Origin of the sequence: Bacteroides caecigallinarum (assembly GCF_021531075.1) — a bacterium.
GTDB lineage: Bacteria > Bacteroidota > Bacteroidia > Bacteroidales > Bacteroidaceae > Phocaeicola > Phocaeicola caecigallinarum_B.
In genome coordinates this window covers 26,464-52,580 of record NZ_JADYTJ010000005.1, presented here as the reverse complement: position 1 = coordinate 52,580, position 26,117 = coordinate 26,464, and the positions used below count along the sequence as shown (strand labels likewise).

Sequence of the window (26,117 nt, the reverse complement as noted above, 5' to 3'; positions counted from 1 at the left end):
AAACTCGTTTCAGAATCCTCTTCCTGCTTTGGCTATGTACGTTTATTATGTTTGTCTGCGAAACTCATGCGCAGGGCAACCGCACAATTCATGGCATTGTAGTGGATGAAAACAACGAGCCGCTGCCTGCAGCCCACGTAAAACAGGTAAATGATGACGCCAAAGGATCTGTTGCAGCTGTCATTACGGATGTTCAGGGACACTTTACACTGACATTTCCATCTGATACAAAAGAGATTGAAGCTTCCTATCTGGGATATAAAACACATCGGGTGAAACTGAATGCCGATAATGATTATTTTATCGTTTTACAGCCTTCATCAGAACTTCTTGATGAGGTAGTCGTAACAGGTTATCAAACCATTTCTAAAGAACGTGCAACAGGAGCATTTTCAAAAGTTGACTCCAAAAAGTTGGAGACACAACGCCTTAGCAATATGGGAGCAATACTCGAAGGCCGTGTTGCAGGATACAGTGATGGAAAAATCCGAGGAGTTACCTCAATGAACGGACTTACTACCCCATTGTACGTAATTGACGGCTTCCCCGTAGAGAAAACGACCAACGATGGTTATGGTAACTGGATAGAAAGTGTACCAGATCTTAATATGGAAGACATTGAGAGCATCACTGTACTAAAAGACGCTGCCGCTACTTCTATTTACGGAGCTCGCGCTGCAAATGGAGTCGTTGTAATCACAACAAAAAGAGCAAAAAAAGACGAGCTTAATGTATCATTTTCCGCTACACTGACAGTTAATCCTTATGACACGTATGCTGATAAATATCTGGCAGGATCGGCTACGATGATTGAACTGGAACGTGAATGGGCTGCACAGAACCCCCAACTACATGAAGGTGATGTAAGAAGCTACGCTAACACAGTTTTGGATAACATGTCATATTCAACTCAGGGAATACGTAATATACTAAACTATTATGCCGGGAATATCACTCAAGACCAACTTGAAAGCAATCTGAAAGGACTGGCTTCACAAGGTTACCGTTATTACAAGGATATAGAAAAATACGGCAAACGTAATCCGTTTTCTCAACAATATAACCTGAACATCGGAAAAGGAACAGAGAAAAACACTTTCAACGCATCCGTATCATATCGCCAAAACCAGCTGGAGGATAAGTTCTCAGAAAATAACACTATCGGTATTAATTTGCAGAACTCAACACAAATGACTTCGTGGCTTACTCTGGATGTAGGAACTTACCTGAATTATGGAAAAGGAACCACACAATCATTTAATCTCTTTTCGCCGGGCTATACTTATATGCCTTATGACGGACTGATGAACAGTGACGGCACGTATTATACAAATACAGAAGAAGACCGTTACAGTCTGTACAATCTGAATCTGTTGCACAACAACGGCTTATATAATCTGGACATAACACCGCTGGATGAAATCGGAATGAATCTGACGAAAAGCCGTGATTTCAGCAACCGTACATTCGCCAGACTCACTTTCAAGTTTACCGACTGGCTAAAATACACAGCGTCCTTCCAGTATGAATATGCAGAATATAAAACTGAGCAATTGAAAGGAAAAGACTCTTTTGAGGTGAGAAACATGGTAAATACATTTTCTACATCAAATAATGACGGTACTTCCACATTTGCCTTACCTTATGGCAATGTATTTTTTACATCAGCAAATACGACACATGCTTATAATTTCCGTCAACAGTTGGATTTTAACAAAACAATTGCCGGGAAACATGATATAACCATGATTCTGGGTACGGAAACCCGAGAAAACAAAATGGAATATAACGACCGTACACTCTACAATTATGATCCACAACTGCTGACTTACAGCATGATTAATGCCGGACAACTAAGCAACTTCAATGGGCAATGGGGATATGCGTCCTTTAGCCAACAAAAATTTGCTTACATTCGTGAACTTGTAAACCGTTATGTATCGGTCTATAGCAATGCAGCCTATACTTATGACGGAAAGTACATGGTAAGTGGAAGTATTCGTTGGGACAAAACGAATCTGTTCTCAACTGGTTCCAAATATCAGAAAAGACCTATTTGGTCGGTAGGAGCTGGCTGGAATATTGATCGTGAAGCTTTCTTCAATGTTGCATGGATCAACATGCTAAAACTTCGTGCAAGTTATGGTATCGGCGGTAACATTGCAAAAAACTCAGCTCCTTACATGATAGCATATTATAACAATAATAACCAGGTAGGAGGTATTCAGGGTACTATTTCAAGTCGTCCGAATCCCAATTTACGTTGGGAAAAGACTACAACTCTCAATGTAGGAATAGATTTTGCATTGTTAGGTAATCGCCTCAACGGTTCTATTGAATATTACAATAAAAAAGGAACTGACCTTCTTGCCAATACCAATGGCGTACCGACTGAAGGATGGGGATATAGCACATATTCCATCAATAACGGAAAAATGACAAATAAAGGTTTTGAATTGACGCTGTCGGGAGATGTTATTCGCCACAACGACTGGAACTGGAATGTAAGCGGTGTATTAGGTTATAACAAAAATAAAGTAACGTATGTAAATGTGAAAGCTCCGGTAGCATATCTGGTAATTGATTACCCTACCGCATATCCACGGGTAGGAAATCCATACAATGCCATTTATGGCTATCAATGGGCAGGATTGAGTGAGACCGGAACTCCGCAAGTATATGACGCAGAAGGAAAATTATATACAGATATGACTCCTTCGGAAATTGAGGACCTCGTTTACCTGGGAACTACCGTACCAATATATAATGGTTCTGTCAGTACAAATCTACGCTGGAAGAACTGGGAACTGGCTGCTCAGTTTCTGTTTGAAGGCGGACATAAAATGCGTAACACAAACACAGCATTTATTTCGTCGGGTATGGGAGTAGTCAGCAAAGACATAGAAAATCGCTGGCGTGAACCTGGTGACGAAGCTCATACTGATATACCACGCTATATATCTACGGAAAGCCCACTCTACAACTATAACTACCAAAGTATGTATGCCAACTCCTCTATAAACGTAATTGATGCAACAAACTGGCGTTTAAGAAACCTTTCATTGACCTACCGCATTCCTTCAAAATGGTGTCATAAACTATATCTGAAGAATGCACGTATCATGCTGGGCATGGAGAATGTGTTTACAATGGCCAAAAGCAGCAATGCCAAGTATTTGCTTGGCGGATATACCAAGCCTAACTACCTGTGTGGCGTTTACCTGAATTTCTAACCATTTATATTGCATGACATTTATGACTAAATTTATAAATCTTTTGATTGTACTCACATGCATTATATGCAGTGCATGCAACGATTACTTGAACATACCGCCGAAAGGCTCCAAAATACCAACTACACTGGCTGACTTCGAAGCACTGTTACGAGACCAGTACACAAATGGCCGTACACCTATTTTGAACGCTTTGTATCTGCTGAACGACGTTTACCTGAAAAATGCACAAGTCAACTCACCAAGCCTCAATCGGGCCAACTACATGTGGGATGAGTCTGCCGACCGTATCATGCTGAACAATTCAGATGAAGATACTTATTATGCACTATATGCGACAATATCCAACTGTAACCTGATTGTAGAAAATGCTCCGACAGCCACTGAAGCTACAGACGCAGAACGGAACGAGGTGATAGCATACGCCAAAGTGATACGGTCGCTTTGCTATGATGTCCTGACTAACTATTATGCAGATACCTACGATGCCTCTACTGCCGAAGAAAAGCTAAGTGTACCCCTTATTACAAGTGCCAATATTGATGCACCCTATAAACAGGTTTCTATTCAATATTTGTATGACTTCATGTTGAATGATATTAAAGAAGCCATTGAAATGGGATTACCAGCTCAGTCAATGACAGCAATTCATCCTAATTTAGGGGCAGGTTATGCTTTACTTGCCAGGATATATCTGCAAATGCAGAATTATGAAGAAGCATTACGCTATTCCAATTGGGCCTTGGAACAGAACAATCAGCTATATGACTGGAATTCTTTTTACGAAGAACATCATATCGCTATTGAAGACCCCGATAACTACGACAAGCTCGCCACCCCTATGCAATATGATTACGTGGAAAACTATTATTTACGCTACGGTGGACAGTCAAACTACGACAGCTATGAATATAACATTCCTGTAGAAAGAGCCGCACGCTTTGAAGATGGAGATGCCAGATTCCTTTCACGCTGGAAACTTAAGGTAGATAATAACGACACATATTATGCGGCTTTGACTTCCGGTTTCTTCAATCATGGAGGACTAACCACATGCGAGGCATATCTCATCAAAGCCGAATGTCAGGCAAGACTAACAACGCAAAATGATTTTACAGAAGCGATGAATACGCTCAATGCAGTACGCGCTACACGCATCCGCCCCGAGATGTATCGTCCTGCAACTGCAAGTACACTTGAGGAAGCTCTTTCTTTAATTCGGAACACTAAAGACAATGAGTTGATATTCTCCATAGTTCCTTTTGCAGATGCCCGTCGTTTTAACAGCGAAGGAAAATACTTACGTAGAATGACAAAAAATTACAATGGAACAGAATATACTCTAAGCCCGACTTCACATTTGTGGACTATGCCTTTCCCAGCCGGCGCTTTGAATAATCTTGGAAACGGAACTATTGAACAGAATGTATCTAAATAAAACCACGTTATGAAAAAGAAAAATCTCTCTTGGATGGCCTTTTTAAGTTTGGCCATGATGGCATGTACAGGTCAGCCTGTAACCGATGGATATGTATTGAAAGGAAGTGTTGAAGGATTACCTGATGGAACACATGTACAACTGGTACCAGTGAGCCACGACAACGAAGCTCCAATGGCAGACACAACAGTAACCAATGGACAGTTTATATTTCAAGGAAAAGTGGAAGAACCAAGGGCTGTGCGCCTGATAGTGAAAGATGCCTACGGATGGCGTAGCCTTATTTTGGAAAACACACCAATAGAAATAAGTGGAGCTGTAACTGAACGAGAAACAAACAGTAACCTATCTTACAATCTTTCTGATTTATCGGTTAGCGGTTCGCCACTCAGCACAAAGTATGATTCGTTATTGTCTGCCCGTACTTATTTGGATTCACTGTATGCTGATAATGCACGCAAGTTTGCAGATTACGATAGCATGATGATGAAAGCATACCAGCAGAAGGACCAGAACAGAATTAAGGAGCTACAACAAAGCGAAAGAGGAAAAGCCAGAATGACAGCTGACAAGAAATTCTTTAACATAGTAGATTCTATATATTATCAGACTGTAATGGCTAATAAAGACTCATTCTGGGGACCTTTAATGATGATATCATTTACGAGATATCTAAGCGAAGACATGAAACCATGGTATGAAGCACTTTCTCCATCAGCCAAGCAATCTTACTACGGACAGAAGGTAAAGGAAGAACTCTATCCTGCCGGAAAAGAAGGAACCAAAGTCCCTGAATTTACCGTTAAAGACAAAAACGGAAACGATGTTACTCTTTCTACTTTGCGTCAAGGAAAGAAATATTTACTAATTGATTTTTGGGCATCCTGGTGCAATCCTTGTCGAAAGGAAATACCTAATCTAAAAAAACTATATGCTCAATATAGCGAAAAAGGATTCGAAATTGTCAGTATTTCCATCGACAAGAAAAAAGAAGAATGGGAAAAGGCTTTAAAAGAAGAACAACTTGCTTGGCCTAACTTTTTAGACGAAACAGGTGTAGCCAGCCTTTATAAGGTAAGATTTGTACCGACTACATACTTGATTGATTCAGAAGGTGTAATGATAGGAGAAAACATTTTAGGAGAAGAACTCACCAATAGGTTAAAAGAACTTCTTCAATAAAATTTAGAAGGAAACCTTTTTGAATAAGACAAATTAAACAATCTTAATTCTGGAACAATATCATCACATTTTAATTATAATTCACTGTTTCTAGTTGGGTAACTTACTATACAAAAAAAATAGTTACCCAACAATGGCAGAAATGTGCGTTTTCTATTTTTTTATTTGATATGACTATCTCAATAAATAAGTATAGCATATACAAAAAAAATCCGTCAAGCAATAGCTTAACGGATTTTCATGCGGAGAGACAGGGATTCGAACCCCGGGTACCTCGCGGTACAACGGTTTTCAAGACCGCCGCAATCGACCACTCTGCCACCTCTCCAAAACTCCTTTCGAAGTGCTTTATCTCTCTAAAGCGATGCAAAGGTAGGGATTTTTTTTGAATCTGCAAACTTTTACAGAAAAAAATCATTCATTTTTTCTCAAAAAAGGTCTAAACCACCAGTAAAACACATAAAAAATCATATAAGAGAATTAGCAGAATTATAAATCATATAAAAAATACGTATCTTTGCAGAAAAATTATCAACTCTTAATTTTATTGTAAAAAAATGACGAAAAGACTATTGTTCTACTGGCTATTGTCAGTCCTCTTAGCCTTACCGGCTCTAGCTCAAATACAAGAGCCAATAAAATTCAAAACTGAATGGAAACAAAATTCAGACAGTGAGGCTGAAATTATTTTCAATGCCACAATTGATAAAGGATGGCATGTCTATTCAACAGAATTAGAAGAAGGTGGTCCGATTTCCGCATCTTTCAACATTGATCAAATCCAAGGAGCTGAAACTATAGGTAAACTGACTCCTGTTGGAAATGAGATAAACGAAATGGATCCTATTTTCGGTATGAAAGTAAGATATTTCAAAGATAAGGCTACATTCATACAGAAAATAAAAATAACAGATAAGAACTATAGTATTAAAGGTTATCTGGAATACGGTGCATGTAATGATGAAAATTGCCTCCCTCCTACCAGCGTGGATTTCAGCTTTAACGGAACAAGTACAAGTCCTGCTACTGCAAGTGAAAGTAAAGAAGATATTACTAATAATGCAGATGGCAGCTCTGAAATAAGCATGACTCCTCTAAAAATTGCTTCATCTGAAAAAACTGACTATTGGAAACCTGTAATAAACGAACTTAACAGTTTCGGCGAGCATGCTGGAGAAGAATCAATGTCGTGGATATATATATTCCTGACAGGTTTGGCCGGAGGTCTTCTTGCACTGTTCACTCCTTGTGTATGGCCTATAATACCTATGACAGTAAGTTTCTTCCTCAAACGTACTAAGGACAAGAAGAAAGGAATACGCGACGCATGGACATACGGTGCCTCAATAGTAGTCATCTATCTTACCCTTGGACTTGCCATCACACTTATTTTCGGCGCTAGCGCTCTTAACGCATTATCAACCAATGCTGTATTCAATATACTTTTCTGTCTGATGCTTCTTGTTTTTGCAGCATCATTCTTCGGAGCTTTCGAAATAACACTTCCTTCAAAATGGAGCAATGCAGTTGACAGCAAGGCCGAACAGACAACAGGTCTGTTAAGCATATTCCTTATGGCATTCACATTGTCACTTGTATCATTCTCTTGTACAGGTCCTATAATCGGTTTCTTGCTTGTAGAAGTTTCTACTACTGGCAGCGTTATTGCACCTGCAATAGGTATGCTTGGTTTTGCCATAGCTCTTGCGTTACCGTTCACACTCTTCGCCCTATTCCCGTCATGGCTTAAATCAATGCCTAAATCAGGTGGATGGATGAATGTCATCAAAGTGACATTAGGTTTCCTTGAACTGGCTTTCGCACTGAAATTCCTTTCTGTTGCCGATCTTGCATATGGATGGAGAATACTTGACCGCGAGACATTCCTTGCATTGTGGATTGTTATATTCGGTCTGCTTGGTATGTATCTGTTGGGTAAAATCAAATTCCCTCATGATGATGACGACCAGAAAGTAAGCGTACCGAGATTTTTCATGGCCCTAATATCTCTGGCATTCGCCATTTATATGATACCAGGTCTTTGGGGAGCTCCACTAAAAGCTGTAAGTGCATTCGCTCCTCCTATGCAGACACAGGATTTCAACTTATATAAAAATGAAGTACATGCAAAATTCACAGATTATGAAGCAGGTATGGAATACGCACGTATGAATAATAAACCTGTAATGCTAGACTTCACAGGATATGGATGCGTAAACTGCAGAAAGATGGAACTGGCTGTTTGGACAGACCAGAATGTGAGCAAGCTATTGACAGAAGATTATGTACTTATCACACTATACGTTGACGACAAGACTAAATTGGCTGAACCTATTACTGTAACAGAGAACGGCAAGGAACGTACTTTGCGTACTGTAGGTGACAAGTGGAGCTATCTGCAACGTTCCAAGTTCGGAGCAAATGCACAGCCATTCTATGTACTGGTGGACAATGAAGGTATGCCTCTGAACAAATCATATTCATACGATGAGGACATCAATCTATATATAGATTTCCTTGAAACCGGTTTAAAGAACTACAAAAAATAAATAATCAGAAAGATGATTTCAAAATCAGAAAGAGAGCAAATAATTGCCCTGATAAAGAAAGAAGTTGTTCCTGCGATAGGTTGTACAGAGCCTATCGCAGTAGCTCTTTGTGTAGCTAAAGCAACAGAGACATTGGAAAAAAAACCTGAAAAGATATCAGTACTGCTTAGCGCAAACATCCTGAAAAATGCCATGGGTGTTGGAATTCCCGGTACAGGCATGATAGGACTTCCTATAGCTATAGCGTTGGGCGCAATCATCGGAAAATCAGATTATCAGCTTGAAGTCTTAAAAGACTGTACACCTGAAGCCGTAGAAGAAGGCAAGAAGATGATTGACTCGCAAGCCATTGAAATAGGCCTAAAATATGGTATTGAAGAAAAACTGTACATTGAAGTAAAATGTTCGGCCGGAAAGGATGAAGCAACAGCAATAATCAGCGGTGGACATACAAATTTCGTATATGTAAGCAAGAATAGCGATGTCATTCTGAATGAAAAGGTGGCCGGTGAGAACGAGTTTAACGATGATGAACTCAACCTCAGCCTGCACAAGGTTTATGAATTTGCCACTACAGCTCCACTGGATGAGATAAGATTTATCCTTGAGTCAAAACGCCTCAACAAGCAGGCTGCTGAACGTTCTCTTAAAGGTCATTACGGACATGAACTGGGCAAGACACTGATGGGATGCAAAAATGAAAGAGATATTATGGGAGACAATACTTTCACTCATATACTTTCATATACATCAGCTGCATGCGATGCGCGTATGGCAGGTGCCATGATTCCAGTGATGAGCAATTCAGGAAGCGGTAATCAGGGTATAGCAGCAACAATGCCTGTAGTGGTATATGCTGAAGACAACAACAAGACAGAAGAAGAACTTATTCGCGCCCTGACATTGAGCCATCTTACTGTAATTTATATCAAACAGAGTCTCGGTCGTCTCTCTGCACTATGCGGATGTGTGGTAGCTGCTACAGGTAGTAGCTGTGGTATAACATATCTCATGGGAGGAGAATATCAGCAGATAGTTTATGCCGTACAGAATATGATAGCCAATCTTACGGGTATGATATGCGACGGAGCAAAACCTAGCTGTGCACTGAAAGTTACAAGTGGAGTATCTACAGCTGTATTCTCTGCCATTATGGCAATGGAACAGAAGTGTGTAACTTCCGTAGAAGGTATAATAGAAGATGATGTTGATTTGAGTATAAGAAACCTTACCAGAATCGGCTCTGTAGGAATGAACGAAACGGATAAGGTAGTACTCGACATCATGACCCACAAGTCTTGCGAATATTAAAAGACTATTCATATACTACACAAACACAAAACTAAACTCATTATGCACCCTACTGACGAATCTTATATACTAAAACTGATTGACGAAGGTGAACACGTCCATCAGGATTTTAAATTCGCTATTTCGGATGCAAGGAAAATAGCCAAAAGCATATCCGCCTTCTCAAATACTGAAGGCGGAAGACTTTTGGTTGGAGTAAAAGATAACGGAAAAATAGCGGGCGTGCGCTCTGAAGAAGAAATTTATATGATAGAGGCCGCCGCAAAAATGTATTGCAAGCCTGAGGTGAATATCTCGAACAAGATATACCGAGTTCAGGGCAAAGATATTCTTGAAGTTACTATAGAAGAGAGTAAAAACAAACCTGTCTGCGCAATTGATGCAGAAAACAAGGCATGGGCATACGTCAGAATAAAAGATGAGAATATTCTTGCTGATACAGTTTTCCTAAACAGATGGAAACACAACAAGCAGGAAGAAAAGGTTATCGTTACATATTCCGAAAGAGAAAAACATCTTCTCAACATTTTGGATAAATATGGAGAGCTGACACTAAACAAATGCAGTAAACTGTCAGAAATTCCAAGAATTACCACAAGCAGATTATTGGCTGATTTCATCAGATTTGGACTTGTGGAGCAAGTTTTCAAAGAACATACATTCTATTTCAAACTGAAAGAGGATATAACACCATAAATCAAAAACATAAAAAGAAATTATATTTTTTTTGATAATGAGCATTATAACAGAATTCATCAATCAGGCAAACGATATACTTTGGACATACATCCTTATAGCTATGTTGCTGGGATGTGCAATATGGTTCAGTTTCAAAACCAGATTTGTACAGTTCAGGATGTTGGGAGAAATGATAAGACTACTTGGCGACTCTACAGCCAAGATAGACGGTCATGAAAAACATATCTCTTCATTTCAGGCATTTACTATTTCTTTAGCCAGTCGTGTAGGTACAGGCAACCTTGCAGGTGTAGCTACAGCCATAACAGTCGGAGGCCCCGGAGCAATCTTCTGGATGTGGATAATAGCTCTCTTGGGAGCAAGCAGTGCATTTGTAGAATCATCATTAGCACAACTTTTTAAGATTAAAAGCAAACATTCCTACATAGGCGGACCAGCCTACTATATGGAAAAGGGATTAAAAAAACGATGGATTGGAGTTCTTTTTGCAATATTGATTACTATCACATTCGGTTTTGCATTCAATTCCGTGCAAAGTAACACAATATGCGCAGCGTTCGACAGTGCATTCAATATCCCCCCGGTCTATATGGGAATTGGAATTACATTACTTACAATAATCATTATTTTTGGAGGTGTACACCGAATAGCAAACGTCAGCAGTTTTCTGGTTCCTTTCATGGCATTAGGGTATATAATCCTTGCATTATATATAGTAATCAGCAATATAACGCACCTGCCAGATATAATAATTCTGATAATAAAAAATGCATTCGGTATTGAGCAGGCTGTTGGAGGAGGAATAGGTGCAGCACTTATGCAGGGTATAAAAAGAGGACTGTTCAGCAACGAGGCCGGAATGGGTTCAGCACCAAATGCAGCAGCCACTGCACACGTCACTCATCCGGCCAAACAAGGATTCATTCAGGCTCTTGGAGTCTTTACAGACACATTACTGATATGTACATGCACCGCATTCATTATTTTGTTCAGTGGTGAAAATCTAAATGCAGGACTTGACGGTATACAACTCACACAAGCTGCACTGAACAGCCAAATTGGAAGTATCGGAAGTACATACATAGCCGTTGCTATACTGTTCTTCGCATATAGCAGCATACTTGGAAACTATTATTATGGAGAAGCCAACATACGTTTCATTACAAAGAGACAAAGTGTGATACATATATATCGCATATTGGTTGGTGCAATGGTATTTTTCGGTTCCATAGCCAGTCTGAACTTTGTGTGGAGTCTGGCCGATGTTACAATGGCACTGATGGCTATATGTAATCTTATAGCAATTATATTGTTGGGCAAATATGCTTTCAGGCTTCTTGATGACTACCTAATGCAAAAGAAAAACGGTATAAAAAGTCCTGTCTTTACTAAAGATAAAATGAAAGATATAGAAAAAGATATCAATTGTTGGTAAATATTTCGTATATTTGTTTATTACAATGAAAATAAAACAATATGATAAAAAAAGTATTGGTATCAGATGCAGAACAAATAGCCAATATATATAACCATTATATACGCGAAAGTGTTGCAACTTTTGATACGCAAGAGTGGACTGTAGAAAAAATGTCTGAACGTATAGAAGCACTCTCCTGCTCATATCCATATTTGGTCTATAAAACTACAGAAGGGTATATTGCAGGATTTTGCTATGCACACCCCTGGAAAGAAAAAGATGCATATAGCCGTACACTAGAAACTACCGTCTACGTAGCTCCTGAATACACAGGACAAGGAATAGGAAAGAAACTGATGCAGGAACTGATAAACATATGCCGGGAAAAAAAATTCATGACACTCATTGCATGTATAACTGAAGGAAACAACAGCAGCTTCATTCTTCATGAGAAACTTGGATTTGAACGTGTATCACATTTCAAGAAAGTAGGTATGAAATTCGGCAAATATCTTGACGTAATAGATTATGAACTGATACTATAACAGAAAAACAAATTAATCAAGGCAATATATGTACGAAAATATATTTCAAGTTAAATCCAACAACATAGTTCCCAACAAAGGCAGAATATTAATAGCTTCACCATTATTAAATGACTATCATTTCTCACGCTCAGTGATACTTATGATAAATCACGAAGATAAAGGCGATATGGGTGTTGTACTGAACAAAGATTTCAGATACCACGTAGCATTAAACGACCTGGTTAAAGATTTAGATAATGTACCTTCAATACCTGTCTATAAAGGAGGTCCCGTAGGACGTGATACAATGTTCTTTATACACGACATAGAGAAAATAAAAGATTCACTTCCGCTAGGAAACGGACTCTTCATGAATGGAGATTTCGGCCAGATGATAGATTGCATAAAATCAGAGAATACATATATAGGAAGAGTTCGTTTCTATCTGGGATATGCAGGATGGAGCGAGGGACAATTACAGTCCGAAATGAAAGACAACACATGGATAGTAAGCGAAATATCAAAAGAAAGACTATTCAATGAAAGCCATAGAAACTTATGGCAGAACAGTCTGAACGATATGGGAGAGCCATACTGCACATGGGCTAAATATCCAGCCATACCGTCAATGAACTGACACGCAAGTTATTCTGTTTCCATTATTTTCTGGTACATACATACATCATAATACTGCTGTCCGCGACGTATCCACGATTTAAGGACAGCTGTTTCCTTAAATCCGCATGCAAGGAAAGTGTTACGTCCTGCCATATTATCGCACCTGACATAGGCATATAGCTGATTCATACTCAAAAATCTGAAACAATGCTCCTCTATCAGACTAAGGGCTTTCCGACCAATACCCTTTCCCCTGAATTCAGGCAGCACTACTATTCCAACCTCTCCCCTATTGTTGCGTACATCAAAATCGAAAACATCTATTATTCCTGCCACCTCACCGTCAGACAATACAATCATAAGCCTCAACTGTTGGTCAGTATATATATTGTTAGTATTGGCAGCTATGTACTGTTTCATCTGATAACGTGAATAAGGTCCGGTATTACCACCATTATGTACCCATAAATCAGAATTGTTTTCTATAGCCAGCATGATGTCAAGGTCTTCCGGCTCTGGTGCACGAAGAATTATATCCGGATTCATGACTCCTCCTCTTCTTTTAGTAAATCAAGTTCCGAAAGCAGTCTTTTCTTACCTGGGACGCAGAACATTGAAGCCAGTAATGCCATAGCTCCGCAAAGCAACCCCGTCGTATCCATAGTCCAATAATATAGAGAAATATTGAACACAGCCACTACCGACAGTAATATAATCCTTACCTCACTCCATCGACGGTAACTCTTCAGAGCATTATCAATATCAAGATTCCTTATATACTTTGTAAGCGACAGATTGAAGATTCGTAACGACATCGGAATAAGGCATATTGCAAGCAATACACCAGTCAACTGAGCAATATATTCGGCACTGGCATTACCAACCAGGACCCCTTCCTCCAGGATACCATTTTCATATACTGCCATCAGAGCTATAATAATCACCCACATGATAGCAAACTCTATTTTAAGCAGCCTTAGCAATCTGTCTATTTTCTTTTCCATCATTAAAATTTTGTTTTATCACATTTTACCGGTAAATTCTATTCTGTTCACTATAGAACGTCCTAAAGTAACCTCATCCGTATACTGCAGTTCATCGCCTATTGAGATACCTCGCGAAATAACAGATACCTTAACGTCAAGTCCGCTCAGTTTACGGAAGATATAGAAGTTGGTACTGTCGCCTTCCATTGTGGAGCTCAAGGCCAGAATTATCTCTTTCACTCCACCTGCCCTGACACGATCCACAAGACTGTCTATCTGTAAGTCATTAGGTCCCACACCGTCCATAGGAGAAATCACACCACCAAGCACATGATATAGTCCATTGAACTGCTGGGTATTCTCTACAGCCATAACATCGCGGATATTCTCGACTACACACACAATTGAAGAATCTCGCGAAGGAGTGGAACATATCCGGCAGACATCCGTATCCGAAATATTATGACATACCTTACAGTATTTCACCTCATGCTTAAGCGTGACAATCGCATTACCGAACGATTCTACAGCCTCAGTATCCTGACGCAGAAGATGCAGGACAAGTCGCATAGCAGTCTTCCTGCCAATGCCAGGCAAGCGCGAGAACTCGTCTACTGCCTTTTCCAAAAGTACCGATGGATATTGTTGGTTCATTGTGTCTTTTTTGAGTTTGTTAGTTTACTTCAAGCCGCAAAAATACAAAAAATCTGATTATCTTTGTGCTTTAATTTACTAATAACATGAACGGAATATTTATCCTTATCACCATAATAATCTATTTCGGAATACTGCTGGGCATATCCCGTGTCACAGCCCGCAGCCACTCGGACAACGATGCATTTTTTCGCGGCAACCGCCAGTCTCCCTGGTATATAGTATCATTCGGCATGATAGGCGCATCACTCTCTGGAGTAACCTTCGTATCCGTACCTGGAATGGTAAAAAATATAGACATGACCTACATGCAGACGTGCATGGGTTTCTTTGTGGGGTATCTGATAATAGCACACGTACTCCTCCCCTTATACTATAAGCTGAACCTTACGTCAATATATACATATCTGGGGCAAAGAATAGGCAGATATTCATATAAGACAGGAGCTTCATTCTTTCTAATATCCAAAATGTTGGGAGCAGCAGCCAGACTATATCTGGTATGCATCATTCTGCAACACTACGTGTTCGATGCCTACAACATACCGTTTGCCGTGACAGCCATCGGAACAGTACTTCTGATATGGCTGTATACACACAAAAGCGGAATACGCACAATAGTATGGACAGACAGTCTGCAAACATTATGCCTACTGCTTGCTTTGGGACTGATACTATATAATGTGGCAGATAAGCTGAACCTGAACATTGGTGGAGTGATAGACACCATAAAGAACAGCAGCGAAAGCCGCATATTCGTTTTCGATGACTGGCAGTCTAAACAGAACTTCTTCAAACAGTTCTTCAGTGGAATATTCATAACCATAGTAATGACAGGACTTGACCAGGACATGATGCAGAAAAACCTTTCCTGCCGTAATCTGAAAGAAGCACAAAAGAATATGTACTGCTACGGGATATCATTCGTACCTGTAAACCTGCTATTCCTTTCATTGGGAATCCTGCTCATGGTAGCAGCCACACAGATGAATATAGACATTCCGGCCAAGGGCGACGACCTCCTTCCCATGTTTGCAGCCGGCGGTCATCTGGGATATGCTGTACTGGTGTTCTTTACCATAGGAATAATAGCAGCAGCATTTTCGAGTGCCGATTCTGCTCTTGCTGCCCTTACAACAAGTTTCTGTATAGACATTCTGAATACAGACAGATATAGCGAAAAGAAAGCCGTGAAAGTAAGGAAAATCACACACCTTGGCATAAGCATAGTGTTCGTAGCATGCATTCTGGCGTTCGAAGCTATAGACAGCCCAAGCGTGATAGACACCATATACGTATTGGCTTCATACACTTACGGACCACTCCTCGGACTGTTCTGTTTCGGACTATTCACAAAGCTGAAACCTCGCGACAGATTTGTTCCTTATGTAGCCATAGCATCACCTGTGGTTTGCTATATAATCGATACCATAACTTTCAATGCCACAGGATATAAGTTCGGTTACGAAATGCTTATGTTCAACGGGCTGCTTACATTCCTTGGACTTGCAGTGTTAAGCATAAATAAGAGAGTCAATTAGTGTCTTTACAGAACATGGTCAACAAACTAAAAACTCATATACATATATGGAAATAAAAAGTGCAGAATTCACAATAAGCAGCTCAAGAGCTGATATGTGTCCAAAATCGGATATACCGGAATATGCTTTCATCGGTCGTTCCAATGTAGGAAAATCCAGCCTCATCAATATGCTGACAAAGAAACCTAAGCTTGCCATGACTTCATCTACCCCTGGTAAGACTCTGCTCATCAATCACTTCCTTATCAACAAGGAATGGTATCTTGTAGACCTTCCCGGATATGGTTTTGCATTGAGAGGTAAGAAGATGATGGAAAAAATCAAGAACCTCATAGAATACTACGTTCTTGAGCGCGAACAGCTTACCTGCCTTTTTGTACTAATCGACAGCCGTCATGAGCCTCAGAAAATAGATCTTGAGTTCATAGAATGGCTTGGCGAAAACGGTGTTCCATTTGCAATTATCTTTACCAAGGCCGACAAACAGACTGTAGGCAAAACAAGACAAAATGTAAACAACTACCTGAACAAGCTGAAAGAACAATGGGAAGAACTTCCTCCTCATTTCGTTTCTTCATCTGAGAACGGTACCGGCAGACAGGAGATACTTGACTATATAGACAGTATCAATAAATCACTGAAAGAACAATAAAAAATTAATCCGCTTTATACATTCATCATCAAAAATGTATATAGCGGATTAATTTCTATAATCGTTTTCTGAGCTATAAATACAATACATTATCTACACACTACGTACATTTTTCAATATCTTCTTCATCACATTACGCATGGCCGTCTTAAGTCCTGAAGATAGAGGCTCAGTAGATATTATTTCAAGACAATTACTTAATTCAGACAAAAGTTCCGGAAAGAACCTGCACTGCTCGTATGCCAGCTTCATACACAAAGCACGGTTAGCATACGACTCATGCGATGACAGTATAGTCTCAAAACAGAAATCGATAAAATCGGTACGCAGAGTGTCACATTCAAACGGCTGTCTTAACAGAAGAGTGAGAAGCAAGCGTTTCTTTCCCTCATGTTTTTCAGCAATAACCTTGTCAATAAGTTCATCATGCTTTGAATACAGCCATTTATTATTCGCCAGGTCAAAATGGGTGAACACCCACAAGGCATTATATGAAACCCTGACATCCTCATCAGATATCAGGGTATATAGTTCTTCTTTCAGACTGTCATTGTCCGTACCTTGAGTGAGAAAACATATCTCGTGTATGTCGTCCTGACTCAAACGTTGTAGAAGTCTTTTTCGGAAATCCATATCCTATCCCTCTATTTCGCTTAGTTCCATCCAACGCATAGTCTTTTCGTCTATCTCGTCAGTAAGCACAGGCAGACGCTTCGATTTCTCTGTTAGCTCGTCCACACTCAATGTACCGCTACAAAGAGCATCTTCTATAGCCTTCTTCTCTGCTTCCAGTTCGGCTATTTCCTTTTCAAGTTGCTCAAATTCCTTCTTCTCCTTGAAAGTCATACGGCGTTTGTCATTCAGACGCACCTTCTGTGTCTTTTCTTCCTTTGGTTTGGCAGCTTCCTTATCGCGGTCTTGCTTTGCCAGTTTCCAGTCTCGATAATCAGAATAATTGCCCGGGAAATCGCGGATATCACCCTGTCCGTTGAACACCAGAATATGATCCACCACCTTATCCATAAAGTAGCGGTCGTGGCTTACTACAATCACACATCCCTTGAAATTCTGAAGATATTCTTCAAGCACCTGCAATGTAACAATATCAAGGTCGTTTGTAGGCTCGTCCAGAACAAGGAAATTAGGATTGCGCATCAGAACTGTACATAGATACAGGCGTCGTCTTTCTCCACCACTCAACTTATAGACATAACTATGCTGAGTCTCCGGAGTGAAAAGGAAATGCTGAAGGAACTGCGATGCCGTAAGTCTCTTGCCGTTACCAAGTTCTATCACCTCGGCAATGTCCGTTATAACGTCTATCACCTTCATCTGCTCGTCAAACTGAAGTCCTTCCTGCGAATAGTAACCGAAACGTACAGTCTCACCTATGTCAAGACGCCCGCTGTCAGGCTGCTGCAATCCCATAAGGATTTTTATGAAAGTAGACTTACCGGTACCGTTGTTTCCCACGATACCCATTTTTTCATATCTAGCAAAGATGTATGAGAAATCGTCAAGAATCTTCAGGTCGCCGAAACTCTTATAGAGATGGTCGGCTTCGAATATCTTCGACCCTATGTAAGAAGCCTTTACATCAAGCTTCACATTCGAGTCGTTCATTCTTCTTTTAGCCACCTTTTCCAGTTCATAGAAAGCCTCTTCCCTGTATCTCGCTTTGTGTCCACGAGCCTGCGGCATACGGCGCATCCACTCCAACTCTGTACGATAGAGATTGTTTGCCCTTGCTATTTCCGCATTGGCTGCATCTATCCTTTCCTGGCGTTTCTGAAGATAGTAACTGTAGTTTCCTGTATATGAATATACCTGCTTGTTGTCAAGCTCGATAATTTCAGAGCATACACGGTCAAGGAAATATCTGTCGTGAGTCACCATCAGCAGGCTCAGAGTTCCGCGTTTCAGATATTCCTCCAGCCATTCTGTCATATCAAGGTCCAGATGGTTGGTTGGCTCATCAAGTATAATCAGGTCCGGCTCTGTTATTAACACATTGGCAAGAGCCACACGCTTAAGCTGACCACCCGACAACTGTTTGATTTTCTGGTTGAAATCCCTGATTTTCAACTGCGAAAGAATCTGTTTAGCCTTTCTCTCGTAGTCCCATGCCTTTTCGTGCTCCATGCGTGCCAGCAAATCCTCCAGTCCGGGGTTACCTTCTGTCTCCATACATTTCTCATATTCCTTTATGAGCTGCACCACCGGAGTTCCATGATAGAAACATGCCTCTAGCACAGTTATATCGTCAGGATACTGAGGGCTCTGTTCAAGATAACCCACACGGAGGTCGCGACGGAAAGTAATCTTTCCATCGTCATAGCCTTCCTTTCCTGCCAGGATATTTAGCAATGTTGTTTTCCCAGAGCCGTTCTTCGCTATCAGACCGATGCGCTGTCCCTCGGCTACTCCGAAAGATATTGAATTGAATAAAACCAAATCGCCGAAGGATTTGGTAAGATTTTCTACCTGTAAATATGGAGTCATTTGAGTTTTGTTTATAGTTGACAAGGATACAAGTTGACGAGTTGACAAGGCTTCCAATCTGACACAAACCTTGTAACCCTGTAACTGAAACCTCGTAATCTTTTAATTATTTATCGCCTTTTCCACCTCTGCTTTTATTTTGTCGAATTCGGCTTTCAGGCTACATGACTTACCGTTCTTAACCCTGCTCCATACCAACTGCTGCGGATACACCATAACATCTGTATCTGCAAATTTCAGAGCAGGATATTCTTTCTGGCCATCAATTACAGTTACCCACTCCATACCGTCCATTTCATTTACCAATATAGCACCAAAAGCCATTCCGAACGATTCCCATGCCTGACGCTGACTGTTATTGAACTTACCGCTGTCCATCACCTTCTGAATGCTGGCAATGTCCGTCTCTGATGAAGTAAAGTCCTTAGTAAGCTGTTTTTTGATAGTCATCACCGCCCAGTCAAAACTTTCATTGATGGCATTTATTTCAAGAACTCGTACTGGGATTATCTCCTTCCACGGTTTATCACCTTCGCATCTCACCTTCAATGAAGTTATAATGCCTTCTGCAGGTTTAGGACTTTCTCCTTTAGCTACAGTAAATGAACATTCCACCGAAATATCTCCCTTACCGGTAATCCACAAATGTGAAGTATACCAGTTTCCGTTTTCCTGAAAATTCTCGGTAGAATATACACACGGCCACTCTCCTACCTTAACCTGCCTTGAAGTTCTGTTGTTCTTCAATTCATAATCCATACACTCCTCGGCATACCTATTGTCTTGACCTTTGAATGCTGATATTCTGAAATTACCGTTCCATTTTTCTGGGTTATAAAACAAGAAACTGTCTTCTGTATCTTCAAACTCATGCCATCCTGCCGGATATTCCAGCGAGAACCATGAACCGGGAGAAATATATTTCATATTATGAATGGTTTAGATGTTAATACTCAATTATTATGCAAATATAATATATTACTAGGATAACTGAAAATCGGCATGTTCAAAAAAAAACGTCTCGACGTTTTAATTGAAACATCAAAGCGTTTTAATCAAAACATGGAGACGTTTTTTTTATTTTATTGAGAGTGAAATTTTATCTGTTCTTCTTTTCCAATTCCTGAAGACTTTCCATCTTCTTTGTTTCAAGGAATTCGTATATACCGCAAAGATGTTCTTTAACCTTCTTGTTGCCGAATTCATAAACCTTGGTTACAAGTCCGTCCAGGAAGTCACGGTCATGGGATACCACAATAAGAGTTCCGTCGAAATCCATGAGAGCCTGTTTCAGTATATCCTTGGTTTTCATGTCAAGATGGTTGGTAGGCTCATCAAGAATAAGAAGATTAACCGGCTCTAGAAGAAGTTTTATCATCGCAAGACGGGTACGCTCACCTCCCGACAACACCTTAACCTTCTTCATTGACTCTTCCGGTCCGCCGAACATAAACGCACCAAGCAAATCTCTGATTTTGTTTCTGATTTCACCTTTAGCCACATCATCTATAGTCTGGAATACCGTCAGATTCTCGTCAAGAAGCGAAGCCTGGTTCTGTGCGAAATAACCTATCTGGACGTTATGGCCCAGTGTAAGAGTTCCTTCGTGGTCTATCTCATTCATTATACATTTCACAAGTGTAGACTTTCCTTCACCATTCTTTCCTACAAAAGCTACCTTGTCGCCACGTTCTATCGTGAGACTGGCATTGCGGAACACCACATGATCGCCATACGTCTTTCCTACTCCATCCATTATCACAGGATAACTTCCACTGCGTGGCGATGGCGGGAATTTTAGTCTCAATGCCGAAGTATCTTCCTCGTCCACCTCTATCAGTTCAAGTTTCTCAAGCATCTTCACACGGCTCTGTACCTGAAGTGTCTTACTGTATGTACCCTTGAAACGCTCTATAAAGTCTTTCGTCTCCTGAATCATCTTCTGCTGTTCTTCATACTGCTTCATCTGCTGTTCGCGACGTTCCTTGCGAAGAACAAGATACTGGGAGTAGTTCACTTTATAGTCGTATATACGTCCCATAGTTACTTCTATGGTACGTGTAGTGATATTGTCGACAAATTTACGGTCATGGCTGATTACCACTACTGCTTTTGCACTGTTGATAAGGAATTCTTCAAGCCACTGTATAGACTCGATATCAAGATGGTTAGTCGGCTCGTCGAGCAACAATACATCAGGGTTCTGAAGAAGAAGTTTTGCCAATTCTATACGCATACGCCATCCACCGCTGAAATCACTTGTAGGGCGGTTGAAATCTTCCCTCATAAAACCAAGACCGAGAAGCGCCTTTTCCACGTCTTCCTCAAAGTGGGTCATATCTATGGCATAGAACTTTTCGCTCATGGCTGCCACTTTCTCAATGAGAGCCATATACGAGTCACTCTCGTAATCTGTCCTTGTGGCCAGTTCATTATTCATTGCTTCTATTTCCTGCTCCATTTCCTGAAGATGAGCAAAAGCCTGCGATGCTTCTTCGAATACGGTTCTGCCATCTTCTATCATAAGATGCTGTGGAAGATATGCTATAACACAATCCTTAGGGGCTGTCACCTTACCGCGTGTAGGCTGTCGGACTCCTGCAAGGATTTTCAAAAGGGTTGACTTGCCGGCTCCGTTTTTTCCCATCAGGGCTATACGGTCCTTTTCATTTATCTGGAAACTAATGTCGCTAAACAAGGTGGTACCGCCAAACTCGACGGTCAATCCATCTACTGAAATCATATTTTTTTAAGTTTTTAGTTGTTAGTTTTTAGTTGTCAGCTTATGAGTTCTTATGTTCTTTTGTCTAAATATATTGAAATCGTAAGTTTTGAGTTGAATTTCCATTACAAAACAATTGGCAAGCAGACGGGGATATTGTTCCTTATCCACTTGCCAATACACATTTCATATAAAATTATCTGTTATGCCATAAGCAATATCAACAACTGAGCCGTAAGAATACGCAAGAACATACTCAATGGGTAAACTGTAGAATAACCTACAGCCGGTGCATCATTGCTTGACACCTGGTTTGCATATGCCAATGCAGGTGGGTCAGTATTACTTCCGGCAATAAGTCCCATAAGTGTATAATAGTTGATTTTGTGTCTCCATCGTGCCACTATACCCATAATAACAAGAGGTATTATAGTGATAAGGAAACCTATACCTACATAAAGCAGTCCGTCTCCCTCTACTACTGTCTGCACAAAACTTCCTCCTGCCTTTATTCCCACACTGGCAAGGAACAAAGCCAAACCTACCTCACGAAGCATCAAATTGGCACTCATTGTAGTATAAGTAACCAATTTTACTTTATGTCCGAAACGACCTATAAGAATAGATATGATAAGCGGACCTCCTGCCAAACCTAACTTGACAGGTGTAGGTATTCCAGGAATAGCAAATGGAAGACTACCGAACAGAATACCGCAAAGGATACCTACAAAGATTGTAACGATATTAGGATGGTCAAGACGTTTCAACTGGTTACCAAGCAAACCGGCCACACGGTCTACAGCATCCTGCGGACCTACTACCATCACACGGTCACCCACCTGAAGAGTAAGCTGGCGCGAAGCGAACAGGTCCATACCGGAACGGTTTACACGTGTTACGTTTACTCCATACATACTGCTGAAATGCAACTCTCCAAGTGTCTTACCATTAATATTTGACTGGGTTACAAGAATACGGCGCGAAACCATCGGCTTGTCTGTATTTCCCTGAGCCTCCCAGTTTACATTCTGTACTTCAGGACCTATAAATGCTATAATAGCTTCTGAGTCATCTTCCGCACATACGATAAACATTTTATCGTTCAATTCAAGCACTGTATTTGCATTAGGAATATACACACATCCATCGCTCTTCATGATTCGTGAACAAACGAAATCACGTGCAAGGAAGTTGCGGACCTGCAATACTGTCTTACCAAGCAAAGCCTCATTGTGTACTTCAAGATTAAGGAAGAAAGGCTTCAGATGCGGATTGGCTTCTTCACCACGCTTTATTTCTTCCTCTTCCTTGCTCAAGTCGATTCTGCAAATCAAACGTATCAGAATCATAGACAAGATAATACCAATAACTCCCAACGGATAAGCACATGCATATCCATTGGCAATCTGCGGACCGTTATAGTTTATCTGATTGAGTGCCTCATTTGCGGCACCAAGTCCAGGGGTATTTGTTACGGCTCCACATAATATACCGACCATCATTGGTATGTCTACCCTTCCCTGAAGGGCAAAATACATGATTAAGGCAACGGCAATGTTTAAGGCAACAATACCCACTGCAATCATATTCATGGCCACACCACCTTTCTTGAACGATGAAAAGAAAGAAGGACCGACCTGAAGTCCGATACAGAACACAAATAAAATTAACCCGAAGTCTTGTACGAAATTAAGAATAGACGTATTGCCGGTAAATCCGAAATGACCAACCAGAATACCTACGAACAAGACGAATGTAACCCCCAGCGATATGCCGAAGATCTTGATTTTTCCCAATAATACACCCACCGCAATAACAAAGGCATAAAGAGCAACAATGTGGGCTATAGAATCGGGATTGAACAACAAATCACTTAACCAATTCATAGTTTATTAAATAACACATAAATAATTTCCGACAAAAGTAGTTAAAAATCAATAAGGTGTCAAATTATAAGCCTCAAAAGTAATTAGAGTGAAAGTTTTTTTGCCATATGGACTTTACAATACAATAAAAAATAGACATGATTTATAAAATAAATGTTTATGGAGAGTGTATTTCATGTCAGAAAACGTCCGAGATTGCAATTAATTTGTATCTTTGCCTACAACGGTACTGAAAACATAAAGTACATATTTAAAAATATAACCTATTTATATAAACCTAATCAACTATGGCAGATAGTAAAGAAAAACTCTTTTCCGATTTCCCTTCCGTCAGTACACAGGAATGGATGGATAAGATTACAGTTGACCTTAAAGGCGCTGATTTTGAAAAGAAGTTGGTATGGAAAACCAACGAAGGATTTAAAGTAAAACCATTCTATCGTAAAGAAGACCTTGAAGGACTAAAAACAACAGAAGGACTTCCCGGAGAATTCCCATACGTAAGAGGAATAAAAAAAGACGACAATACTTGGTTCATACGTCAGGATATAAAAGTCATCGATCCGACTGAAGCAAATGCCAAGGCTCTGGACTTGCTAAACAAAGGCGTTGATTCACTTGGATTTAAAGTAAAGGCATCTGATTTAAGTGCCGGATATATAGCAACACTGCTGAAAGACATCCGTTGTGACTGTGTAGAACTGAACTTCTCTACATGTCAGGGACACACAGTAGAACTGGCAGAATTACTTGTAGCTTATTTCAAGGAAAGAGGATACGATCCTAAAAGTTTGCAGGGTTCTGTCAACTTCGACCCTATCAGCAAGATGTTAGGCAAAGGCAAAGACAGAAGCGGACTTATTGCCAACGCAAAAAAACTTGTTGAGATTTTGGCAGAATATCCAAAATTCCGTTGCATTACCGTAAACTGTGTTGACCTTAATAATTCCGGTGCATATATCTATCAGGAATTGGGATATGCACTCTCTTGGGGTAATGAATATCTCAATCAGATGGTAGAAGCAGGTGTTCCTGCCGCTCTCGCCGCAAAGAAAATAAAATTCAACTTCGGTATCAGCTCAAACTATTTCATGGAAATCGCCAAATTCCGTGCCGCACGCATGCTTTGGGCTAACATCGTAAAAGAATATAATCCTCAATGTCCTCGTAAAGACTGTTCTAACACTGGTGCAGACGGTACTTGCTACTGCGCTTGCAAGATGGTTGCACATGCTGAAACATCCAAATTCAACCTTACACTTTTCGATGCTCATGTAAATCTGCTACGTACTCAGACTGAAGCCATGAGTGCCGCTCTGGCAGGTGTAAACTCTATCACAGTCACTCCTTTCGACAGTGTTTACGAAACTCCTAACGAATTCTCAGAACGTCTGGCACGCAACCAGCAGTTATTGCTCAAGGAAGAATCTCACCTCAACCGTATAGTTGACCCTGCTGCCGGTTCATATTATATCGAGAACCTGACTGCTTCTATTGCTCAGCAGGCATGGAACCTGTTCCTGGTTACAGAAGACGAAGGCGGTTTCCTTGCAGCTGTAAAAGCTAACAAGGTACAGGAAGCTGTAAACGGAAGCAACAAGGCTCGTCATGAAGCTGTTTCAAAACGCAAAGAGATACTCCTAGGTACAAACCAGTATCCTAACTTCACTGAAATGGCAGGCGAAAAGACTCCTGAAGAATGCAAGTGCAACTGCGGATGCAGCCACGGAACAGAAGAAGCCGCTCCTTACATGGCTCTTGACAAGTCACGTGCTGCAAGTGAGTTCGAAACTCTCCGCCTGCAGATAGAACACTCAGGCAAGCGTCCTAAAGCATTCATGCTTACTATCGGTAACCTTGCTATGCGTCAGGCACGCGCACAGTTCTCTTGCAACTTCCTTGCATGTGCCGGATATGAGGTTATTGACAACTTAGGCTTTGCTACAGTAGAAGAAGGCGTGGAAGCTGCTATGAAGGCTAATGCAGACATCGTTGTGATGTGTTCAAGCGATGACGAATATGCAGAATATGCAATTCCTGCATTCAAGGCACTGAACGGACGTGCAATGTATATCGTAGCAGGTGCCCCAGCTTGTATGGACGACCTTAAGGCAGCAGGTATTGAGAACTTCATACACGTTCGCTGCAACGTATTGGAAACTTTAAAAGAGTATAACGAAAAGTTAGGAATTAAATAACT

At 40.5% G+C, this 26,117-nt stretch carries 20 protein-coding genes and 1 tRNA gene; 12 read left to right on the top strand and 9 right to left on the bottom strand.

Features of this window, described 5'->3' with window-relative positions; all coding sequences use genetic code 11:
- The first annotated feature begins 47 nt into the window (after nt 1-47).
- From I6E11_RS02515 to I6E11_RS02505, 3 genes are read left to right on the top strand one after another with little or no spacing between them, the layout of a single operon-like run.
- Complete coding sequence (locus I6E11_RS02515) at nt 48-3,233, top strand: SusC/RagA family TonB-linked outer membrane protein (protein WP_317221508.1); 3,186 nt, start codon at nt 48-50, stop codon at nt 3,231-3,233.
- Between the two features lie 22 nt (nt 3,234-3,255).
- The gene (locus I6E11_RS02510) at nt 3,256-4,671 is read left to right on the top strand and encodes a RagB/SusD family nutrient uptake outer membrane protein (protein ID WP_235336242.1); all 1,416 of its coding nucleotides are present in this window, start codon (nt 3,256-3,258) and stop codon (nt 4,669-4,671) included.
- 9 nt (nt 4,672-4,680) lie between these two features.
- Complete coding sequence (locus I6E11_RS02505) at nt 4,681-5,853, top strand: TlpA disulfide reductase family protein (RefSeq protein WP_235336241.1); 1,173 nt, start codon at nt 4,681-4,683, stop codon at nt 5,851-5,853.
- A 243-nt stretch (nt 5,854-6,096) separates the two neighbouring features.
- On the opposite strand, the gene I6E11_RS02500 is transcribed toward I6E11_RS02505, so the two are convergent.
- Nucleotides 6,097-6,181, bottom strand: a tRNA-Ser gene (locus I6E11_RS02500).
- A gap of 229 nt (nt 6,182-6,410) precedes the next feature.
- Here I6E11_RS02500 and I6E11_RS02495 point away from each other — a divergent pair.
- From I6E11_RS02495 to I6E11_RS02470, 6 genes are read left to right on the top strand one after another with little or no spacing between them, the layout of a single operon-like run.
- Nucleotides 6,411-8,402, top strand: coding sequence for a protein-disulfide reductase DsbD family protein (locus tag I6E11_RS02495; protein ID WP_235336240.1), 1,992 nt, complete (start codon nt 6,411-6,413; stop codon nt 8,400-8,402).
- Between the two features lie 12 nt (nt 8,403-8,414).
- Nucleotides 8,415-9,713 carry an L-cysteine desulfidase family protein gene (locus I6E11_RS02490; RefSeq protein WP_235336239.1) on the top strand — a complete coding sequence of 433 codons (1,299 nt, stop codon included), beginning with the start codon at nt 8,415-8,417 and terminating at the stop codon, nt 9,711-9,713.
- Between the two features lie 42 nt (nt 9,714-9,755).
- Nucleotides 9,756-10,409 carry an RNA-binding domain-containing protein gene (locus I6E11_RS02485; RefSeq protein ID WP_235336237.1) on the top strand — a complete coding sequence of 218 codons (654 nt, stop codon included), beginning with the start codon at nt 9,756-9,758 and terminating at the stop codon, nt 10,407-10,409.
- 37 nt (nt 10,410-10,446) lie between these two features.
- A complete protein-coding gene (locus I6E11_RS02480; RefSeq protein ID WP_235336236.1) occupies nt 10,447-11,847 on the top strand; it encodes an alanine/glycine:cation symporter family protein in 1,401 nt (466 codons plus the stop codon).
- Between the two features lie 41 nt (nt 11,848-11,888).
- Nucleotides 11,889-12,374, top strand: a complete 486-nt coding sequence (locus I6E11_RS02475; protein ID WP_235336235.1) for a GNAT family N-acetyltransferase — start codon at nt 11,889-11,891, stop codon at nt 12,372-12,374.
- Nucleotides 12,375-12,402: 28 nt separating this feature from the next.
- Nucleotides 12,403-12,993: a YqgE/AlgH family protein gene (locus I6E11_RS02470; RefSeq protein WP_235336234.1), complete on the top strand. Its 591-nt coding sequence runs from the start codon at nt 12,403-12,405 to the stop codon at nt 12,991-12,993.
- A gap of 8 nt (nt 12,994-13,001) precedes the next feature.
- Here the strand turns inward: I6E11_RS02470 and I6E11_RS02465 are convergent, their stop codons facing one another.
- Genes I6E11_RS02465 through recR form a run of 3 tightly spaced genes read right to left on the bottom strand, consistent with a single transcriptional unit; the run spans nt 13,002 to nt 14,614 of the window.
- A complete protein-coding gene (locus tag I6E11_RS02465; RefSeq protein ID WP_235336233.1) occupies nt 13,002-13,520 on the bottom strand; it encodes a GNAT family N-acetyltransferase in 519 nt (172 codons plus the stop codon).
- A complete protein-coding gene (locus I6E11_RS02460) occupies nt 13,517-13,978 on the bottom strand; it encodes a hypothetical protein (protein ID WP_235336286.1) in 462 nt (153 codons plus the stop codon). The genes I6E11_RS02465 and I6E11_RS02460 overlap by 4 nt, the downstream gene beginning before the upstream one ends.
- An 18-nt stretch (nt 13,979-13,996) precedes the next feature.
- Entirely contained in the window at nt 13,997-14,614 is a 618-nt protein-coding gene (recR, locus tag I6E11_RS02455) for a recombination mediator RecR (RefSeq protein WP_235336232.1), read from the bottom strand.
- Between the two features lie 86 nt (nt 14,615-14,700).
- Here recR and I6E11_RS02450 point away from each other — a divergent pair, with 86 nt between their 5' ends.
- Together I6E11_RS02450 and yihA are read left to right on the top strand one after the other, a co-directional pair.
- Nucleotides 14,701-16,155, top strand: a complete 1,455-nt coding sequence (locus I6E11_RS02450) for a sodium:solute symporter (protein WP_235336231.1) — start codon at nt 14,701-14,703, stop codon at nt 16,153-16,155.
- Nucleotides 16,156-16,201: 46 nt separating this feature from the next.
- A complete protein-coding gene (gene yihA, locus I6E11_RS02445) occupies nt 16,202-16,807 on the top strand; it encodes a ribosome biogenesis GTP-binding protein YihA/YsxC (protein ID WP_235336230.1) in 606 nt (201 codons plus the stop codon).
- 93 nt (nt 16,808-16,900) lie between these two features.
- Here yihA and I6E11_RS02440 read toward each other — a convergent pair whose 3' ends face one another.
- From I6E11_RS02440 to I6E11_RS02420, 5 genes are all read right to left on the bottom strand, one after another.
- Nucleotides 16,901-17,440: a HEAT-like fold family protein gene (locus tag I6E11_RS02440; protein ID WP_235336229.1), complete on the bottom strand. Its 540-nt coding sequence runs from the start codon at nt 17,438-17,440 to the stop codon at nt 16,901-16,903.
- Nucleotides 17,441-17,443: 3 nt separating this feature from the next.
- A complete protein-coding gene (locus I6E11_RS02435; protein WP_235336228.1) occupies nt 17,444-19,309 on the bottom strand; it encodes an ABC-F family ATP-binding cassette domain-containing protein in 1,866 nt (621 codons plus the stop codon).
- Nucleotides 19,310-19,411: 102 nt separating this feature from the next.
- Nucleotides 19,412-20,236 carry a DUF3805 domain-containing protein gene (locus tag I6E11_RS02430; RefSeq protein WP_235336227.1) on the bottom strand — a complete coding sequence of 275 codons (825 nt, stop codon included), beginning with the start codon at nt 20,234-20,236 and terminating at the stop codon, nt 19,412-19,414.
- 172 nt (nt 20,237-20,408) lie between these two features.
- Nucleotides 20,409-22,052 carry an ABC-F family ATP-binding cassette domain-containing protein gene (locus tag I6E11_RS02425; protein ID WP_235336225.1) on the bottom strand — a complete coding sequence of 548 codons (1,644 nt, stop codon included), beginning with the start codon at nt 22,050-22,052 and terminating at the stop codon, nt 20,409-20,411.
- Nucleotides 22,053-22,234: 182 nt separating this feature from the next.
- Nucleotides 22,235-23,917, bottom strand: a complete 1,683-nt coding sequence (locus tag I6E11_RS02420; RefSeq protein WP_235336224.1) for a putative transporter — start codon at nt 23,915-23,917, stop codon at nt 22,235-22,237.
- Nucleotides 23,918-24,204: 287 nt separating this feature from the next.
- On the opposite strand from I6E11_RS02420, the gene mutA reads away from it, so the two are divergent.
- Entirely contained in the window at nt 24,205-26,115 is a 1,911-nt protein-coding gene (mutA, locus tag I6E11_RS02415) for a methylmalonyl-CoA mutase small subunit (protein WP_235336223.1), read from the top strand.
- Nucleotides 26,116-26,117 lie beyond the last annotated feature (2 nt).

Excerpts from the sequence above, each read along its gene's own strand:
- I6E11_RS02515 (WP_317221508.1), top strand. The coding sequence starts at position 48 with ATGTTTGTCTGCGAAACTCATGCGCAGGGCAACCGCACAATTCATGGC.
- I6E11_RS02510 (WP_235336242.1), top strand. The coding sequence starts at position 3,256 with ATGACTAAATTTATAAATCTTTTGATTGTACTCACATGCATTATATGC.
- I6E11_RS02505 (WP_235336241.1), top strand. The coding sequence starts at position 4,681 with ATGAAAAAGAAAAATCTCTCTTGGATGGCCTTTTTAAGTTTGGCCATG.
- I6E11_RS02495 (WP_235336240.1), top strand. The coding sequence starts at position 6,411 with ATGACGAAAAGACTATTGTTCTACTGGCTATTGTCAGTCCTCTTAGCC.
- I6E11_RS02490 (WP_235336239.1), top strand. The coding sequence starts at position 8,415 with ATGATTTCAAAATCAGAAAGAGAGCAAATAATTGCCCTGATAAAGAAA.
- I6E11_RS02485 (WP_235336237.1), top strand. The coding sequence starts at position 9,756 with ATGCACCCTACTGACGAATCTTATATACTAAAACTGATTGACGAAGGT.
- I6E11_RS02480 (WP_235336236.1), top strand. The coding sequence starts at position 10,447 with ATGAGCATTATAACAGAATTCATCAATCAGGCAAACGATATACTTTGG.
- I6E11_RS02475 (WP_235336235.1), top strand. The coding sequence starts at position 11,889 with ATGATAAAAAAAGTATTGGTATCAGATGCAGAACAAATAGCCAATATA.
- I6E11_RS02470 (WP_235336234.1), top strand. The coding sequence starts at position 12,403 with ATGTACGAAAATATATTTCAAGTTAAATCCAACAACATAGTTCCCAAC.
- I6E11_RS02465 (WP_235336233.1), bottom strand. The coding sequence starts at position 13,520 with ATGAATCCGGATATAATTCTTCGTGCACCAGAGCCGGAAGACCTTGAC.
- I6E11_RS02460 (WP_235336286.1), bottom strand. The coding sequence starts at position 13,978 with ATGGAAAAGAAAATAGACAGATTGCTAAGGCTGCTTAAAATAGAGTTT.
- recR (WP_235336232.1), bottom strand. The coding sequence starts at position 14,614 with ATGAACCAACAATATCCATCGGTACTTTTGGAAAAGGCAGTAGACGAG.
- I6E11_RS02450 (WP_235336231.1), top strand. The coding sequence starts at position 14,701 with ATGAACGGAATATTTATCCTTATCACCATAATAATCTATTTCGGAATA.
- yihA (WP_235336230.1), top strand. The coding sequence starts at position 16,202 with ATGGAAATAAAAAGTGCAGAATTCACAATAAGCAGCTCAAGAGCTGAT.
- I6E11_RS02440 (WP_235336229.1), bottom strand. The coding sequence starts at position 17,440 with ATGGATTTCCGAAAAAGACTTCTACAACGTTTGAGTCAGGACGACATA.
- I6E11_RS02435 (WP_235336228.1), bottom strand. The coding sequence starts at position 19,309 with ATGACTCCATATTTACAGGTAGAAAATCTTACCAAATCCTTCGGCGAT.
- I6E11_RS02430 (WP_235336227.1), bottom strand. The coding sequence starts at position 20,236 with ATGAAATATATTTCTCCCGGTTCATGGTTCTCGCTGGAATATCCGGCA.
- I6E11_RS02425 (WP_235336225.1), bottom strand. The coding sequence starts at position 22,052 with ATGATTTCAGTAGATGGATTGACCGTCGAGTTTGGCGGTACCACCTTG.
- I6E11_RS02420 (WP_235336224.1), bottom strand. The coding sequence starts at position 23,917 with ATGAATTGGTTAAGTGATTTGTTGTTCAATCCCGATTCTATAGCCCAC.
- mutA (WP_235336223.1), top strand. The coding sequence starts at position 24,205 with ATGGCAGATAGTAAAGAAAAACTCTTTTCCGATTTCCCTTCCGTCAGT.